The organism is Pseudonocardia sp. WMMC193 (assembly GCF_021728735.1).
GTDB classification, from domain to species: Bacteria; Actinomycetota; Actinomycetes; order Mycobacteriales; family Pseudonocardiaceae; genus Pseudonocardia; species Pseudonocardia oroxyli.
The window spans coordinates 298,139-314,576 of record NZ_JAKKDO010000003.1 but is presented as its reverse complement, the minus strand read 5'-3'; the positions used below and the strand labels follow the sequence as shown (position 1 = coordinate 314,576).

General features: G+C 72.6%; 15 protein-coding genes. 8 read left to right on the top strand and 7 right to left on the bottom strand.

Features of this window, described 5'->3' with window-relative positions; genetic code table 11:
- Window positions 1-118: 118 nt before the first annotated feature.
- The 3 genes from tig to L3X23_RS02785 all read right to left on the bottom strand — a co-directional run bounded on the left by tig (window position 119) and on the right by L3X23_RS02785 (window position 2,237).
- On the bottom strand, window positions 119-1,573 hold the full coding sequence (gene tig, locus L3X23_RS02795; protein WP_237190542.1) for a trigger factor: 1,455 nt from the start codon (window positions 1,571-1,573) through the stop codon (window positions 119-121).
- A gap of 133 nt (window positions 1,574-1,706) precedes the next feature.
- Window positions 1,707-1,997 carry a hypothetical protein gene (locus L3X23_RS02790; RefSeq protein WP_237190541.1) on the bottom strand — a complete coding sequence of 97 codons (291 nt, stop codon included), beginning with the start codon at window positions 1,995-1,997 and terminating at the stop codon, window positions 1,707-1,709.
- Between the two features lie 66 nt (window positions 1,998-2,063).
- Entirely contained in the window at window positions 2,064-2,237 is a 174-nt protein-coding gene (locus tag L3X23_RS02785; RefSeq protein ID WP_237190540.1) for a CsbD family protein, read from the bottom strand.
- A gap of 57 nt (window positions 2,238-2,294) precedes the next feature.
- Between L3X23_RS02785 and L3X23_RS02780 the strand changes: the two genes are divergently transcribed.
- The 3 genes from L3X23_RS02780 to L3X23_RS02770 are packed head-to-tail and all read left to right on the top strand — an operon-like array spanning window position 2,295 to window position 3,720.
- Complete coding sequence (locus L3X23_RS02780) at window positions 2,295-2,870, top strand: RNA polymerase sigma factor (protein WP_237190539.1); 576 nt, start codon at window positions 2,295-2,297, stop codon at window positions 2,868-2,870.
- On the top strand, window positions 2,861-3,415 hold the full coding sequence (locus L3X23_RS02775) for an Asp23/Gls24 family envelope stress response protein (RefSeq protein ID WP_237190538.1): 555 nt from the start codon (window positions 2,861-2,863) through the stop codon (window positions 3,413-3,415). Before L3X23_RS02780 ends, L3X23_RS02775 begins: the two co-directional genes overlap by 10 nt.
- Window positions 3,403-3,720, top strand: coding sequence for an Asp23/Gls24 family envelope stress response protein (locus L3X23_RS02770; protein WP_237190537.1), 318 nt, complete (start codon window positions 3,403-3,405; stop codon window positions 3,718-3,720). The genes L3X23_RS02775 and L3X23_RS02770 overlap by 13 nt, the downstream gene beginning before the upstream one ends.
- A 10-nt stretch (window positions 3,721-3,730) precedes the next feature.
- On the opposite strand, the gene L3X23_RS02765 is transcribed toward L3X23_RS02770, so the two are convergent.
- The gene (locus L3X23_RS02765) at window positions 3,731-4,417 is read right to left on the bottom strand and encodes a (2Fe-2S)-binding protein (RefSeq protein ID WP_237190536.1); all 687 of its coding nucleotides are present in this window, start codon (window positions 4,415-4,417) and stop codon (window positions 3,731-3,733) included.
- A gap of 520 nt (window positions 4,418-4,937) precedes the next feature.
- Between L3X23_RS02765 and gltB the strand changes: the two genes are divergently transcribed.
- Both gltB and L3X23_RS02755 read left to right on the top strand, forming a co-directional pair.
- Window positions 4,938-9,527 carry a glutamate synthase large subunit gene (gene gltB, locus L3X23_RS02760; protein ID WP_237190535.1) on the top strand — a complete coding sequence of 1,530 codons (4,590 nt, stop codon included), beginning with the start codon at window positions 4,938-4,940 and terminating at the stop codon, window positions 9,525-9,527.
- A complete protein-coding gene (locus L3X23_RS02755) occupies window positions 9,520-10,971 on the top strand; it encodes a glutamate synthase subunit beta (protein WP_237190534.1) in 1,452 nt (483 codons plus the stop codon). The genes gltB and L3X23_RS02755 overlap by 8 nt, the downstream gene beginning before the upstream one ends.
- A 336-nt stretch (window positions 10,972-11,307) precedes the next feature.
- Here the strand turns inward: L3X23_RS02755 and L3X23_RS02750 are convergent, their stop codons facing one another.
- The 3 genes from L3X23_RS02750 to L3X23_RS02740 form a co-directional block, all read right to left on the bottom strand.
- The gene (locus L3X23_RS02750) at window positions 11,308-11,751 is read right to left on the bottom strand and encodes a nitroreductase family deazaflavin-dependent oxidoreductase (protein WP_237190533.1); all 444 of its coding nucleotides are present in this window, start codon (window positions 11,749-11,751) and stop codon (window positions 11,308-11,310) included.
- 83 nt (window positions 11,752-11,834) lie between these two features.
- Entirely contained in the window at window positions 11,835-12,089 is a 255-nt protein-coding gene (locus tag L3X23_RS02745; RefSeq protein WP_093087593.1) for a hypothetical protein, read from the bottom strand.
- Between the two features lie 53 nt (window positions 12,090-12,142).
- Entirely contained in the window at window positions 12,143-12,820 is a 678-nt protein-coding gene (locus L3X23_RS02740) for a DedA family protein (RefSeq protein ID WP_237190532.1), read from the bottom strand.
- 124 nt (window positions 12,821-12,944) lie between these two features.
- On the opposite strand from L3X23_RS02740, the gene L3X23_RS02735 reads away from it, so the two are divergent.
- The 3 genes from L3X23_RS02735 to L3X23_RS02725 all read left to right on the top strand — a co-directional run bounded on the left by L3X23_RS02735 (window position 12,945) and on the right by L3X23_RS02725 (window position 16,265).
- The gene (locus L3X23_RS02735; RefSeq protein ID WP_237190531.1) at window positions 12,945-13,469 is read left to right on the top strand and encodes a DUF1697 domain-containing protein; all 525 of its coding nucleotides are present in this window, start codon (window positions 12,945-12,947) and stop codon (window positions 13,467-13,469) included.
- Window positions 13,470-13,547: 78 nt separating this feature from the next.
- The gene (locus L3X23_RS02730) at window positions 13,548-14,867 is read left to right on the top strand and encodes an AarF/ABC1/UbiB kinase family protein (RefSeq protein WP_237190530.1); all 1,320 of its coding nucleotides are present in this window, start codon (window positions 13,548-13,550) and stop codon (window positions 14,865-14,867) included.
- A 99-nt stretch (window positions 14,868-14,966) separates the two neighbouring features.
- The gene (locus L3X23_RS02725) at window positions 14,967-16,265 is read left to right on the top strand and encodes an AarF/ABC1/UbiB kinase family protein (protein WP_237190529.1); all 1,299 of its coding nucleotides are present in this window, start codon (window positions 14,967-14,969) and stop codon (window positions 16,263-16,265) included.
- The last annotated feature ends 173 nt before the right edge of the window (window positions 16,266-16,438 follow it).

Genomic DNA, 16,438 nt, shown 5'->3' with positions numbered 1-16,438 from the left:
GGTTGACTCGGGGTCTGGACCCGACCCTACGCGGACGCGGGGTCGGAGGACCCGCAACGGACGGCGTGTTCGCCGACAGCGCAGCGACCACCCGTCCGTGCAGGTCAGCGGGATGTGATCAGGACTTGGCGGGGGCGGGCTCGACGGTCTCGTCGGCCGGCTCCGCGGCGGTCTCCTCGACCGTGCCCTCCACCGTGCCCTCGACCGTGCCCTCGACGACGGCGCCGTCCTCCGGGGTCTCCGCCGAGTCGTCCTCACCCAGGAGGTCGGACAGGTCGACGGGCTCGCCCGCCTCGTCGGTCACCGTGGCCGCGCGCACCGCGACGATCAGCGCCTTGCTGCGCCGGACGTCCTGGTAGATGGAGCCGAGCTGGCCCGCCTGCTGGATGCGCTGGACGAACTCCTCCGGCGCCATGCCGTACTGCTGGGCCTGGTAGACGATCCGCTCGGTGAGCTCCTGGTCGCCGACGGAGACCTCCTCGGCGTCCGCGAGGGCGTCGAGCACGAGCCGGGTCTTGACCGACTTCTCGGCCTCCTCCTTGGTCTCGGTGTCGAACTCCTCGCGGGTCTTGCCCTGCGACTCGAGGTACTCGTTGAACTTCTCGTCGCTGTGGTCGAAGGCGTGCACCGCGTCGTGGTGGCGGGACTCGATCTCCGCCTCGACGATCGACTCGGGCAGCGGGACCTCGACGGCCTCGACGATCTCGTCGAGCACCTTGTCGCGGGCCTGCGTGACCTGCTCCATGCGGCGGACCCGGCCGAGGCGCTCGGTGAGGTCCGCGGTCAGCTCCTCGAGGGTGTCGAACTCCGACGCGAGCTGGGCGAACTCGTCGTCCGCGTCCGGGAGCTGGCGCTCCTTGACGGCGGTGACCTTGACGGTCACCTCGGCGTCCTTGTCCGCGTACTCGCCCGCGACGAGCTTCGAGGTGAAGGTGGCCTCCTCGCCCGCGGAGAGCCCGGTGATGGCCTCGTCGATGCCCTCGATCAGGCCGCCCTGGCCCACCTGGTAGCTGAACCCGGTGGTCTGGGCCTCCTCGACCTCCTTGCCGTCCACGGTGGCCGACAGGTCGATCTGGACGAAGTCGTCCGCGGCGGCGGGGCGGTCGACGCCGGTCAGCGTGCCGAACCGGGCGCGCAGCTGGTCGAGCTGCTCGGTGACCTGCTCGTCGGTGACCTCGACGTCGTCGACGGTCACGGTGATGCCGTCGAGCTCGGGGAGGGTGATCTCGGGCCGGACGTCCACCTCGGCGGTGAACGCGACCTTGTCGCCGTCGGCGAGCTCGGTGACCTCGATGTTCGGCTGGCCGATGGGCTTGACGTCCTCGGCGGCCGACACGGCCTCGCTGTACTTGGCCGGGACCGCGGCGTTCAGCACCTCGTCCAGCACGACACCGCGGCCCAGCCGCGCGTCGAGGATCCGGGCCGGGGCCTTGCCCTTGCGGAAACCGGGGATGTTGACCTGCTGCGCGATCCGCTTGTAGGCGCGGTCGAACTCGGGCTTGAGCTCGTCGAACGGCACCTCGACTGTGAGCTTGACGCGTGTCGGGCCGATGTGCTCGACGGTGCTCTTCACGGTGGGACTCCTCGGACTGCTGCTTCGCTTCTGGTGCCCACGGCATCGACCCGCTCAGGTCGTGCGGGAACGGGTTCCGGGCACGTGTCCGGGCGAGTCTAGGCGAGAGGCGGCGAACCGGTTTCGGCCGGTCTCACCCGCGACCGGTGTCGCGCTCGGTGTCGGCGACGGTGACCTCCACCTCACGCTCCCCCACCACGGCGCGCACCACGTCGACGATCTGCGCGGCCACCTCGGTCAGCGGCGCGGCCGACGGCCAGCGCAGCACCACGGCCACCTCGACCGGCTCCGGCGCCACCCCGAGCCGGACCCCGACCACGCGGTGTCCGGGCAGGTAGGACGCCACCGTGCCGAACGGTCCACCGTCGAGCCGGACGACGGCGGGGTGGGCGAGGACGGCGTCCGCGACCTGCTGGGGCTCCACGCCGCGAACGTAGCGGACGGCGGCACCCGCGAGGGGTGCCGCCGTCCGCCGAACGAGGGGTGGGGCTCAGCTCTTGAAGACGTCCTTGATCTTCTCGCCCGCCTGCTTGAGGTTCGCGCCCACCTGGTCGGTGCGGCCCTCGGCCTCGAGCTGCTCGTCGTCGGTGGCCTTGCCGGCGGCCTCCTTCGCCTTGCCCTTCAGCTCATCGGCCTTGTTCTCGAACTTGTCCGACGTGCTCATCGCTGACCTCCCGTGTCGGCGGGCGGACGGTGGTTCCGACCCACTACCGTTCGACTCGTGGGACGGGGTACCCCGGTCTCCGACCGGTACACATCGCGGCCGGACCTCGACGACACGACGCTGGTCGTCCGGGCCCGGGAGGGCGACGTGGGGGCGTTCGCCCAGCTCGCGGAGCGCCACCAGGCCGCGCTGTACCGCGTGGCGCTGCGCCTGCTGGGCAACACCGCGGACGCCGAGGACGCCCTGCAGGAGGCCCTGCTCGACGCCTGGCGGCGGCTGGACCGCTTCCGCGGCGACTCCGCGTTCAGCACCTGGGCCTACCGGATCGTGACCAACCGCTGCCTGGACCTGCTGCGCGCCCGCCGGGCGACGGTGGGCCTGGACGCGGTGGAGGAGCCCGCGGCGCCGGACACCACCGAGCACGCCGCCGAGCTCGACGCCGGGCTCGCGGCGGTCGGCGCCGCGCTGCGCACCCTGCCGGACGACCAGCGCGCCTGCTTCGTGCTGCGCGAGCTGGAGGGCCTGGGTTACGCCGAGATCGCGCAGATCACCGGGGCGTCGGAGACGGCGGTGCGCGGTCGGATCCATCGGGCACGGACGACGTTGGCGGGAGTGCTGCGCGCATGGCGATAGATCCGGAGCCGATCGAGCCCCTGGCCTGCGGCCGGGACGCGGCGCAGGTCTGGGACGACGCCGTCGCGGGCACCCTCGAGGAGCACGAACGGACCTGCCCGCACTGTCGGGCCGCGGCGGCGGACGCCCTCGGCCTCGACGGCGTCGTGCACCGGTTCGCCGCGCAGCGGCCCGCTCCCCCACCCACGGTGCTCGAGGCCGTGCTGGGCAGCGTGCGGGACCTGGTGGCCGCCGAGCTGCGCCCGCAGGACCTGATCCCCCTCGACTCCCCCGAGGGACCGGCCCGGCTCGCCCGACCCGCCGCCGCCCGGGTGCTGCGGCACCTGGTGGACGGGATGGAGGGGGTGCGGGCGCGCAGCTGCCGGGTGGGGACGACCGGTGTGACGATGACCGTGACCGCGCGGTTCGGGGTGGACCTGGCGAGCGTGACGGCGCGGGTGCGGCAGATGGTCGTCGCGGCGGCCGAGCAGACCCTCGGCCTGCCGGTGGGCCGGGTGGACATCACCGTCGTCGACCTCTGGGAGGAGGACCCGTGGGACGCGTGATCTTCGGGGACACGGCGGTCGCCCGGATCGCCGCGGCCGTGGCGGCCGAGGTGCCCGGCGTCGAGTCCCTGCGCCCGGACCTGAGCCAGGCCCTCCTGGGCCTGGTCGGCGCCGAGCCCGTCCGCGGGGCGACGGCGGCGGTGCGGGAGGGCCGCGCCGAGGTCGTCCTGACGGTGGTGACGACCCTGGGCCACAACCCCCGGGACCTGTGCGTCGCGGTGCAGCGCGCGGTGGCGGAGCGGCTCCGGCGGGAGACCGGCCTGGTCGCGACGGTCACGGTGACGGTGGCCGACATCCTCCTGTGAGCGGGTGGGCTCAGGTCAGGGCGCAGTCGCTGCACTTCCCGCCCGCGGGCAGGCGGTAGTAGAGGCAGCAGGAGCGGCGCCGGAAGGTCCAGTCGAGGTCGGGCCCGACGGGCGGGCGCCGCTCGCCCGCCGCCGCCAGCAGCGGGTGGGCCAGGACCTGCTCGACCACCGCCGTGGCGCGCGGGTCGGCCAGCACCCGCTTCGCGCCGGCGACCGACGAGGCGACGTTGCCCCACAGCAGCTTCGCCGACACCCGTCCGGCGGCCGCCGCGACGAGGGGTTCCGCCATCTCCTCCGCGACCAGGGCGGGCAGCTCGCCCGGGTCGCGGAACCCGTCGGTGTCCGTCCAGAGCGGCCACGGGCCGGTCACCGAGATCCGCCAGAACAGGGAGTCCGGGCTCAGCGCGGGCAGCGTCCCCGTCAGCGCGACGGCGGCGATCGGCGCCGAGACCAGCCGCGCGGCGAAACCCTGCACGGCGATCGACGCGGCCACCCGGTGCTCCACCGGCGACCCCGCCTGCTCGGACAGCACGCGCTCCACGTGCGCGATGCGGGCGTCGACGGCCTCCGGCAGGGAGCGCAGCGGCCGCCAGGTCGGGTCGACCTCCTCGGCGGGGTCGGTGGACACCGTGAAGAAGGGGCCGAACCGGCCGACCTCCGCGAGCACCGCCGCCACCGATCCCGTCACGCCGACCATGCCCGCATCCTCCGCCCGTCACCCGCCCGGCGGTACTCCGGGCCCCCTCCGGCACCTCAACCTCGGGTGGGGTCGTGGGTGCGCTCGATCACGTCGAGGGAGCGGCCTGCGTCCGACCGGGTGCCTCCGACCTGCCCGAACGGACGTGACGGCGATCTCGAAGGGCCGCTTTCGTCCCAGCTCACACCGCTGATCGCGGCTATCCCTGGCGAAATGCGGTCGTCGCATGTCACTCTTTGCGCGGCGAGTGGGCACCCGATGCCGCGTGCTGCGCGCCTGACGAGCACGACGAGCAAGCCGCCGGCCGGCCCCGCCCACGGGTACCGGCCGAGAACTGTGCGCCCGCACCACCACGAAGACGACAAGGCGCGACCGCGAAAGCGTTGACCCGATCGGACCAGTGACCAGGTTCCGACGGAGCATCGCTGTAGTCTGGACCCCCCTGTGGACCTGGAACCCCCACGGTTCACGTCGTCCCGATGCGAAGTCGGGGTGCGCACCGAGACGACAGGAGGAGCTGTTGGCTGCGACGAGCAACCGCCCCGGACCCACACCGCAGGCACCGGCACCCGGCGGGCTGTACGCGCCCGACCAGGAGCACGACGCGTGCGGTGTCGCCATGGTCGCCGACCTGCAGGGTCGCCGTGACCACGGGATCGTCGAGAAGGCGCTCACGGCGTTGTTGCGCCTGGAGCACCGCGGCGCCCGCGGCGCCGAGGAGAACACCGGCGACGGTGCGGGCATCCTGATCCAGATCCCGGACGCCTTCTACCGGGAGGTCGTGGACTTCGACCTGCCCGCGGCCGGGGCCTACGCGACCGGTATCGCGTTCCTCCCCCGGGACGAGGCGAAGGCGGCCGAGGCCGTCGAGCGGATCAACGTGCTCGCCGCGGAGGAGAACCTGCGCGTGCTGGGCTGGCGCGACCTGCCCACCGACCCGGTGAAGGCCGACCTCGGCCCGACCGCGCTCGCCGCCATGCCGAGCTTCCGGCAGCTGTTCGTGGCCGGCATCGAGACCGGCATCGTGAAGCCGCCGCCCACCGGCATCGAGCTGGAGCGGCGCACGTTCTGCCTGCGCAAGCGCGCCGAGCACGAGACGGGCACCTACTTCCCGAGCCTGTCCCCGCGGACGGTCGTCTACAAGGGCATGCTCGCCGAGCCCCAGGTCGAGGCGTTCTACCCCGACCTGTCGGACCAGCGCGTGACGAGCGCCCTGGCCGTCGTGCACTCGCGGTTCTCCACGAACACCTTCCCGGCGTGGCCGCTGGCGCACCCCTACCGGTACGTCGCGCACAACGGTGAGATCAACACCCTGCGCGGCAACCGCAACTGGATGAAGGCGCGCGAGGCGCTGCTGGCGTCCTCGAAGCTGCCCGGCAACCTGGACCGGCTGGTCCCGATCGTCACGCCGGACGCGAGCGACTCCGCCACCTTCGACGAGGTGCTGGAGCTGCTGCACCTGTCCGGGCGGTCGCTGCCGCACGCCGTGCTGATGATGATCCCCGAGGCGTGGGAGAACCACGCCGAGATGGACGCCAAGCGCCGCGCCTTCTACGAGTTCCACTCCAACCTGATGGAGCCGTGGGACGGGCCCGCGCTCGTCGCGTTCACCGACGGCACCCAGATCGGCGCGGTCCTCGACCGCAACGGCCTGCGCCCGGCCCGCTACTGGGTCACCGACGAGGGCCTGGTCGTGCTGGCGTCGGAGGTCGGCGTGCTGGACGTCGAGCCCGACCGCATCGTGCGCAAGGGCAGGCTCGAGCCGGGCCGCATGTTCCTGGTCGACACCGAGGCCGGGAAGCTGGTCGCGGACGAGGAGATCAAGACCGAGCTGGCCGAGGCGCTGCCCTACGAGGAGTGGCTGCACGCCGGCCGGATCACCCTCGAGGACCTCCCCGAGCGCCAGCGCGAGACGCCCTCGCACGTCGAGCTGACCCTGCGCCAGCAGACCTTCGGCTACACCGAGGAGGAGCTCAACATCCTCCTCAAGCCGATGGCGTCGACGGGCGCCGAGCCGATCGGCTCGATGGGCAACGACGCGCCGATCGCCGCGATCTCGGAGAAGCCGCGGCAGATCTACGACTACTTCATCCAGCTGTTCGCGCAGATCACGAACCCTCCGCTGGACGCCATCCGCGAGGAGCTCGTCACCTCGCTGCGGTCGCTGCTCGGCCCCGAGGAGAACCTGCTCGAGGCGGGCCCGGCGAACTGCAGGCGGATCGTGCTGCCCTTCCCGGTGCTCGCGAACGACGACCTGGCCAAGATCGTCCACGTCAACGACGACGGCGACATGCCCGGCTTCGCCAGCTACACCGTCAAGGGCGTGTTCAAGGCGGCCGACGGCGGCGAGGGCCTCATGCGCCGCCTGCAGGAGATCCGCGGCGAGGTGTCGGACGCGATCTCGGCGGGCGCGCGGCTGATCGTGCTGTCCAGCCGCGGCATCGACGCCGAGCACGCGCCGATCCCGTCGCTGCTGCTCACCGGCGCCGTGCACCACCACCTGGTGCGCGAGCGGACCCGCACCCGGGTCGGCCTGATCGTCGAGTCCGGGGACGCGCGCGAGGTGCACCACATCGCGCTGCTCATCGGCTACGGCGCCTCCGCGGTCAACCCGTACCTGGCCATGGCCACCGTCGAGGACCTCGCCGAGCGCGGGGACATCCCCGGCGTCGACGCGAAGACCGCGGCGAAGAACCTGGTCAAGGCGCTCGGCAAGGGCGTGCGGAAGACGATGTCGAAGATGGGCATCTCGACCGTCGCGTCCTACACCGGCGCCCAGATCTTCGAGGCCGTCGGCCTGTCGAAGGAGGTCGTCGAGGCCTGCTTCGCGGGCACCACGTCCCGGATCGACGGCGTCGGGTTCGACGTGCTGGCGGGCGAGGCGCTCAAGCACCACAGGCGGGCCTTCCCGGCGGACGGCACCCGTGCCTCGCACCGCGCGCTGGCGGTGGGCGGCGAGTACCAGTGGCGCCGCGAGGGCGAGCTGCACCTGTTCAACCCGCAGACCGTCTTCAAGCTGCAGCACTCGACCCGCTCCGGCCGGTACGAGATCTTCAAGGAGTACACGAACGCGGTCGACGACCAGGCCAAGCGCCTGATGACGCTGCGCGGGCTGTTCTCCTTCAAGGAGGGCGTCCGCCCGCCGGTGCCGCTCGAGGAGGTCGAGCCGGTCGAGTCGATCGTCAAGCGGTTCGGCACGGGCGCGATCTCCTACGGCTCCATCAGCCAGGAGATGCACGAGACCCTGGCCATCGCCATGAACCGCCTCGGCGGCAAGTCCAACACCGGCGAGGGCGGCGAGGACCCGGAGCGGTTCACCCCGCTGCCCAACGGCGACAGCAAGCGCAGCGCGATCAAGCAGGTGGCGTCCGGCCGCTTCGGCGTGACCAGCAACTACCTGGTCAACGCGGACGACATCCAGATCAAGATCAGCCAGGGCGCCAAGCCCGGCGAGGGCGGTCAGCTGCCCGGCGGCAAGGTCTACCCGTGGATCGCGAAGACCCGCGGCAGCACGCCCGGTGTGGGGCTGATCTCCCCGCCGCCGCACCACGACATCTACTCGATCGAGGACATCAAGCAGCTCATCCACGACCTGAAGAACGCCAACCCGCGGGCCCGCATCCACGTGAAGCTGGTCAGCCAGGTCGGCGTCGGCACGGTCGCGGCGGGTGTCGCGAAGGCGTACTCGGACGTCGTGCTCATCTCCGGGCACGACGGCGGCACCGGCGCCTCGCCGTTGTCGTCGATCAAGCACGCGGGCGGCCCCTGGGAGCTCGGCCTGGCCGAGACCCAGCAGACGCTGCTGGCCAACAACCTGCGCGACCGGATCGTCGTGCAGGCGGACGGGCAGCTCAAGACGGGGCGTGACGTCGTCATCGCGGCCCTGCTCGGCGCCGAGGAGTTCGGTTTCGCGACCGCTCCCCTGGTGGTCAGCGGCTGCATCATGATGCGCGTCTGTCACCTGGACACCTGTCCGGTCGGCGTCGCGACCCAGAACCCGGTGCTGCGCGAGAAGTTCGACGGGCGGCCCGAGTACGTCGTCAACTTCATGCGGTTCATCGCCGAGGAGGTGCGCGAGTACCTGGCGCAGCTCGGCTTCCGGACCCTCGAGGAGGCCGTCGGCCACGCCGAGATGCTCGACACGGACGCGGCCCTGCACCACTGGAAGACCCAGGGCCTGGACCTGCGCCCGATCTTCCACTCCCCGGAGCTGCCCGAGGGCGCGTCCCGCCACCGCACCCGCGGCCAGGACCACGGCCTGGACAAGGCGCTGGACAACACCATGATCCAGCTCGCGGAGGGCGCCCTGCGCAACGGCGACAAGGTCCGCCTGGACCTGCCGGTGCGCAACGTGAACCGGACCGTCGGCACTATGCTCGGCTACGAGCTCACCACCAAGTGGGGCGCCGAGGGCCTGCCGGACGACACGATCGACATCACGCTGACCGGCTCGGCCGGGCAGTCGCTGGGCGCGTTCGTGCCGAAGGGCATCACGCTGCGGATGGTCGGCGACACGAACGACTTCTTCGGCAAGGGCCTCTCCGGCGGCAGGCTCATCCTGCGCCCGGACCCGCGGGCGCCGTTCGTCGCCGAGGAGAACATCATCGCCGGCAACGTGATCCTGTACGGGGCCACGAGCGGCGAGATGTTCATCCGCGGCATCGTGGGCGAGCGGTTCTGCGTGCGGAACTCCGGTGCCGTCGCCGTCGTCGAGGGCGTGGGCGACCACGGCTGCGAGTACATGACCGGCGGCAAGGTGGTCGTGCTGGGCAAGATCGGCCGCAACTTCGCGGCGGGCATGTCCGGCGGCTCCGCCTACGTGCTCGACCTGAACGACGGCGTGCTGGACAAGCGCGTCAACCCCGAGATGGTCGACATCGACCCGCTCGACGACGCCGACCGCGAGTTCCTGCGCGAGGCCGTCGAGAAGCATCACGCGGAGACCGACTCCCCGGTCGCCCGCACCCTGCTCGCCGACTGGGACAGTGCGGTGGAGCGCTTCGGCAAGATCATGCCGAAGGACTTCAAGCGGGTGCTCAAGGCCCGCGAGCAGGCCGAGAAGGACGGTCGGGACGTGAACGTCGCGATCATGGAGGCGGCACATGGGTGACCCCAAGGGCTTCATGACCACCGCGCGGGAGACCCCGACGCGGCGCCCGGTCGACCTGCGCCTGATGGACTGGCGCGAGGTGTACGAGGACTTCCCGCGCGACCACGTGGAGAAGCAGGCGGGCCGCTGCATGAACTGCGGCATCCCGTTCTGTCACCAGGGCTGTCCGCTCGGGAACCTCATCCCCGAGTGGAACGACCTGGTCTACCGCCACGACTGGCGCGAGGCGATCGAGCGGCTGCACGCCACGAACAACTTCCCGGAGTTCACCGGGACGCTGTGCCCCGCCCCGTGCGAGGCGGCGTGCGTGCTGGCGATCAACAACGACGCCGTGACCATCAAGCAGGTCGAGGTCGAGATCATCGACCGGGCCTGGGACGAGGGTTGGGTCACGCCCGTCGTGGCGCAGACCAAGACCGGCAAGAAGGTCGCGGTCGTCGGTTCCGGGCCCGCGGGCCTGGCCGCCGCCCAGCAGCTGACCCGCGCGGGGCACGACGTCGTCGTGTTCGAGCGGGCGGACCGCATCGGCGGCCTGCTGCGCTACGGCATCCCCGAGTTCAAGATGGAGAAGTCGCGGCTGGACCGCAGGCTCGAGCAGATGGTCGCCGAGGGCACGCACTTCCGCGCCTCGGTGGACGTCGGGGTCGACCTGACCGTCGAGCAGCTGCGCTCCGACTACGACGCGGTGGTGCTCGCGGGCGGGGCCACGGCCTGGCGCGACCTGCCCGCCGAGGGCCGGGACCTCAAGGGCATCTACCAGGCCATGGAGTTCCTGCCCTGGGCCAACCGGGTCCAGGAGGGCGACCTGGAGGAGCCCCCGATCTCGGCGAAGGACAAGCACGTCGTGATCATCGGTGGCGGTGACACCGGGGCGGACTGCCTCGGCACCTCGCACCGTCACGGCGCCGCGTCGGTCACCCAGCTCGAGATCATGCCGACGCCCCCGGAGCACCGCACCGAGGGCATGCCCTGGCCGACCTACCCGATGGTCTACCGGGTCTCCTCGGCGCACGAGGAGGGCGGCGAGCGGCTGTTCTCGGTCAACACCACCGCGTTCGTCGACGACGGCACCGGCCAGGTCAAGGCGCTGCGGCTGGTCGAGGTCAAGCGCGGGGACAACGGCTTCGAGGCCGTCGAGGGCACCGAGCAGGAGATCCCGGCGGACCTGGTCCTGCTGGCGATGGGCTTCGTCGGGCCGCAGCAGGAGGGTCTGGTCGCCGAGCTGGGCGTCGAGCTCGACCCGCGCGGGAACGTGGCGCGCGACCAGGACTACATGTCCAGCGTCGAGGGTGTCTTCGTGGCGGGCGACATGGGCCGCGGCCAGAGCCTGATCGTCTGGGCGATCAGCGAGGGCCGCTCCGCTGCCGCGGGCGTGGACAAGTTCCTGACCGGCCGGGAGGTCCTCCCGCGCCCGATCAACCCCACGGACCGCCAGATCGCCTGACCCACCCTTCCCGCCCGAGCGGCACCGTGGGGACACGACGTGTCCCGACGGTGCCGTTCGTGCGTTCGGGGTGGGGGTTGCGTCCGATCTGTCCGCTGCGGTCTGTGGTCGCCCGGGCGCGTTCGGCGTGCCTTGTTGCCTGCTCACACACTCATCTACCGATCGTCGCGCCGTGTCCCACGTTCGGCGTGACGGGTGGGACTTGTGGTGATCGCACCGCACCTCCGGGCGGAGTCCCGCGTTGAACCGGACACCGGTACCGGTGGACTGGGGAGCCCCCACCGGTACCGGACAGCTTCCGGCCGGCAGGTCCCGGCCGATGTCCCGGCCGATGTCTCACGCGATACGGAACACCGGGAAGCCCGGCGCGACCGCGGCGAGCTGCTCGTCGGTGGCGTCCTTGTCGAGGCCCTCGAAGAAGCGGCCGACCTCCCAGCCCCACTTCCGCAGGTAGTAGCGCAGGATGGGCGCCTTGTCGGCGTCCGCCAGCTCGACGACGTCGATCGTCTCGGCCCGGCGCCCCAGCCGCAGCTCACCACCGCCCGCGGCCCTGATGTTGCGCACCCACTGCGTGTGGCCGCGCGGGGCGACGAGGTAGCGGGCGCCGTCGACGGTCATCAGGTTGACCGGCGTGGTCCGCCACTCCCCCGACTTCCGCCCGCGCACCGCCAGGATCCGGCTGTTCGCGATGCTGATGCCGCGCCGTGCGAGCCAGGCGACGGTGGCGTTGAAGGCACGGTCGGCGGACTGCGGGACCAGGTATCGGGTGGCGTCGTTCACGAGGACTCCTAGTGTGAGCACTGCTCTCTGTTGAGAACAGTGAACCGCGCGCACCGCACGGAGTCAAGAGCAGTGCTCTCGTTCTAGGTGTCGAGCTCCAGCTCGAAGGAGTCGTCCCCGATCCAGACGCGCAGGCCGTCGGCGTCGTCGGTGAAGAAGCCGTCCTCCTCCTCACCCAGCTCGCGGGCGGCGCCGAGCGCGAGGGCGCTGTAGCTGATCCTGCCGTCGCCCAGGTCGACCGGGCGGTACTCCCGTGCCAACCGGGCCGTTCGGCTCTCCGTGGCCAACCAGGCCGCGTTCTCGGGTCCCACCTGACCGGTCCACGCCTCGTCGCGCATCCCCCCAGTCTCGGGCCGCACGGGCCCGGGCGGGGTCTCAGCGTGAGACGGGATCAGCGGACGACGGGAGCGACCACCGCGTCCGAGGTGGCCTCCGACACGGCGATCAGGGCGGCCGCGGCGCGGCGGGCCAGGATCCGGCGCCGCACGCGCCGGGCGATCTCGAAACCGCCCGCGGTGATCCCGGCCATCAGGATGCCCGCGGCCAGGCACAGGATCGGGTTGCCCTTGGTGATCGGCCCGAGGATCGCCCCGACCAGCAGCATGTAGACGCTCCACACCGCGGAGCTGACCAGCGTGGTGGGCAGGAACATCCGCAGCGGCAGCCGCACCCGCCCGCAGGCGGCGGTGCTCACCAGGCGCCCGCCCGGGACCAGCCGGGCACCCACACAGGCCACGATCGGCCGGGTGTAGAGGTTCCGCCGGACCCAGGCGCCGAGCCCGTCCTCCTTCGTGCCCGCGCCCCGCAGGACCCGGTTGGAGGAGCGGCCGAGCGCGTAGACGAACAGGTCACCCAGGATCGACCCGGCGACGGCGGCCACGAACAGGCCGGACACCTCGACCACGTCCCCCGTGCCGAACGCGGCGGCCGCGGCGACGGTGAGCAGGGTTTCGCTGGGCAGGACCGGGAAGGGCCCGTCCAGGGCGATGAGGAAGGTCAGCACCGGCAGCAGCCAGACGCTGTGCAACACGACGTCGAAGAACGTCGTGATGGCGTCCAGATGGTGCACCGGGCCTCCTTCCGCGCTCGCGCGACGACGGGGTGTTCGTCGAGTACTCGTTCCACCCTGTCAGAACGTCACAGCGGGGTCACGGGGGACGTCCCGGAGACCGACTCGGGGGCATCCTGATGCGGTGAGCGGTCGACGCGGGTATGCGGTCCTGCTGCGCGGGGTCAACGTCGGGGGCAACCGGAAGGTGCCCATGGCCGAGCTGCGTTCGCTGCTGGAGGAACTCGGCTTCACCGAGGTCAGGACCCTGTTGCAGAGCGGCAACGCGGTGCTGCGCGGCTCCGGCGACGTGGCGGGGGACGTGGAGCGGGCCCTGGCCCGGCGCTACGGCGTCGAGATCCGCTGCCTCGCCCTCACCCGCGAGGAGCTGCAGTCCGCCGCCGACGGGGACCCGCTCACCGACCAGGCCGACAACGGCTCGCGCGCCGTCGTGCTGTGGCTGTTCGACGACATCCCCGAGCCCGCCCTCGTCGAGGAGCTGGACCCCGGGCGCATCGCGGTCCGCGGGCGGCTGGTCTACCAGTGGTGCCCGGACGGCATCTCGAACTCCCCGGACGTCGCCGCGCTGATCCGCAGGAACTGGAAGGTCGCCACGACCGCCCGCAACCGCAACACCGTGGCGAAGCTGCTGGCGGCGATCCCGGACTGACCGGGGTGCTACCCACACCCCGGACCTCCGTGGTGCCTCGGGTGTCTCGGCGCCCGTTCCCCGCGACCCTTGTCCGTCATGAGCACCCTCACGGCAATCCCCACCCGGCCCACCGCCCGGACCGCCGCGATCGCCGCCCTGCCCGTGTCCTTCGCCGGGCGCGCGGTGGCCGGGTGGGGGCGCCGGCTCGCGGGCGCCGACCGCGCGGAGGTGTCGGCGGAGGCCATGGAGCGCAACGCCGAGCAGCTCTTCGCCGTGCTCGGCAGGCTCAAGGGCGGCGCCATGAAGGTCGGCCAGGCCCTCTCGGTGTACGAGCCGATGATCCCGGCGGGGTTCGCCGGGCCGTACCGCGAGGCGCTGGAGAAACTGCAGGACTCCGCGCCGACCATGCCCGCCCGCGAGGTGCACCGGGTGCTCGCCGGGCAGCTGGGGCGGGACTGGCCGCGCCGGTTCCGGGAGTTCTCCGACACCCCGGCCGCGGCGGCGAGCGTGGGGCAGGTGCACCGCGCCGTCTGGCACGACGGGCGGGAGGTCGCCGTCAAGGTCCAGTACCCCGGCGCCGCCGACGCCCTCGACGCCGACCTGCGCACCCTGCAGCGCTTCGCAGGCCTGTTCTCCCTGCTCGCCCCCGCGCTCGACGCCCGCGCCGTCCTCGCCGAGCTCCGCTCCCGGATGCTCGACGAGCTCGACTACCGCGCCGAGGCCGACCGCCAGCGCACGTTCGCGGCGGGCCTGGAGGGCGACCTCGTCGCGCCGCGGGTCGTCGCCTCGGCGCCGACGGTGATCGTCGGCGAATGGCTGGACGGCGTCCCGCTGCGGGACGTGCTCGGCGCGGGCGGGTGCGCGGCGACCCGCGACCGGTACGCCCACGCCATCGTCGAGACGGTGGTGTCCTCCCCCGCCCGGTTCGGGCTGCTGCACGCCGACCCGCACCCCGGCAACGTCCTGGTGCTGCGTGACGGCCGGCTCGCCCTGATCGACTTCGGCGCCGTGGCCGAGCTGCCCGGCGGGTTCCCGCCCGGGCTGGCCCGCCTGCTGACCCACCTGGCCGACGGCGACGCCGCGGCGATGCTCTTCGAGCTCAAGGCGCAGGGCTTCGCCGGGCCGGGCGTGACCGCCGACGAGGTGCTCCGCTACGTCGGCGCGCTCGCGGACCCGTTGCGCCACCGGCACTTCCACCTGCACCGCGAGTGGCTGCGGCGCCAGGGCGAGCGGATGGTCGACCCGCGGGGCCGGGCCTTCTGGGAGACCGGGCGCCGGTTGGCCCTGCCGCCGGAGCACCTGCTCGTGGTGCGGGTGCTGTCCGGGTGGCTGAACATCCTGGCGCAGCTGGACTGCACCGTCGGGTTGCGTGGCCTCGCGCAGCGGTGGGTGCCGGGGTTCACGCCGGTGGCGTAGGCCGGGTCCCCCATCCCGACGCTGCCGTCGGTGGCGGTGTGGGCGCCGGGAGCGGTGGCGCCGGATCGGGAGACACGGCCAAGCGGTACGGTCCGAATCATGGACGGGGTTCCGCGCTTCGGGCGGTCCGCACGGCTCGCGTCGTTGCCGCTGAGCTTCGCCGGGCGCGCCGTCGGCGACTGGGGGCGGACCCTCGTCGGCGCGGAGGCGGACTCGGCGCAGACCTTGGCGCGCAACGCCGACCAGCTGTTCGCCGTGCTCGGCACGCTCAAGGGCGGGGCGATGAAGCTCGGCCAGGCGCTGTCGGTCTACGAGGCGATGATCCCCACGGAGATCGCCGGGCCCTACCGCGAGGCGCTGGCGAAGCTGCAGACCTCCAGCCCGCCCATGCCGACCGCGGACATGCACCGGATGCTCGCCGAGCAGCTCGGCCGCGGCTGGCGCGCCCACTTCCGCGAGTTCGCCGACGAGCCGACGGCGGCGGCGAGCGTCGGGCAGGTGCACCGGGCCACCTGGAAGGACGGCCGGGAGGTCGCCGTCAAGGTCCAGTACCCCGGTGCCGACCTGGCCCTGGACGCCGACCTGCGCACCCTCGAACGCTTCTCCCGGCTCTTCGCCGCGATCTTCCCCGCCCTCGACGCCCGCGCCCTGATCCGCGAGCTGCGCGCGCGCACGATGGAGGAGGTCGACTACCGCATCGAGGCCGACCGCCAGCGCGCCTTCGCCGCGGGCTTCGCCGACTGGCCGGGGCTGCGGGTCCCGCGCGTCATCGCGTCCGCACCGAAGGTGCTGGTCAGCGAATGGCTGGACGGGGCGCCGCTGCGCGAGTCGCTGGGCGGCAAGGGGTCCGTGGCCGACCGGGACCGCTACGGCACCACCGTCGTCGAGACGATGTTCGCCTCCCCCACCAGGGTCGGGCTGCTGCACGCGGACCCGCACCCGGGCAACTTCCTGGTGCTGGCCGACGGCTCCGGGCTCGGCATGATCGACTTCGGGGCGGCCGCGTCCCTGCCGGACGGCATCCCGCCCGTGCTCGTCGCGATCCTGCGGCTGACCGCGGACCGGGACGCCGAGGCGCTCGACGCCCTGCTGCGGGCCGAGGGGTTCCTGGCCCCCGGCGCCGAGTCCGCGGACGTCCTGCGCTGGGTGGGCGCGCTGGGCGACCCGCTGCGCGAGGAGTCCTTCCACTTCACCGAGGAGTGGATCGCCCGCCAGGGCGCCCGGGTGGCCAACCCGACCAACCGCGCCTACCGCGAGACCGGCCGCGCGCTGAGCTTCCCCCCGGAGTACGCCCTGGTCATGCGGGTCCTCTCCGGCTGGATGAACATCCTGGCCCAGCTGGACTGCACCGTCGCCGCCCGCGGGCTCGTCGAACGCTGGGTCCCCGGCTTCCGTTGAGCCTCATGATCCCTGCCCGGGGAGGCACGCGGTCAATCTCCGACCGTTCCGCTCCCGACACGGGGATCACCAGGGGAGGACGGCGGTGCAGCACACCGGTGACACCGATGCCCGACCACGAGCGTCGCGGAGCGCACCGCTGCTGCGGACCCGACGCCCGGCCACCGCGCCGA

Coding starts and splice junctions, on each gene's coding strand:
- L3X23_RS02785 (WP_237190540.1), bottom strand. CDS start 2,237: ATGAGCACGTCGGACAAGTTCGAGAACAAGGCCGATGAGCTGAAGGGC.
- L3X23_RS02775 (WP_237190538.1), top strand. CDS start 2,861: ATGGCGATAGATCCGGAGCCGATCGAGCCCCTGGCCTGCGGCCGGGAC.
- L3X23_RS02765 (WP_237190536.1), bottom strand. CDS start 4,417: ATGGTCGGCGTGACGGGATCGGTGGCGGCGGTGCTCGCGGAGGTCGGC.
- L3X23_RS02755 (WP_237190534.1), top strand. CDS start 9,520: ATGGGTGACCCCAAGGGCTTCATGACCACCGCGCGGGAGACCCCGACG.
- L3X23_RS02745 (WP_093087593.1), bottom strand. CDS start 12,089: ATGCGCGACGAGGCGTGGACCGGTCAGGTGGGACCCGAGAACGCGGCC.
- L3X23_RS02730 (WP_237190530.1), top strand. CDS start 13,548: ATGAGCACCCTCACGGCAATCCCCACCCGGCCCACCGCCCGGACCGCC.
- L3X23_RS02725 (WP_237190529.1), top strand. CDS start 14,967: ATGGACGGGGTTCCGCGCTTCGGGCGGTCCGCACGGCTCGCGTCGTTG.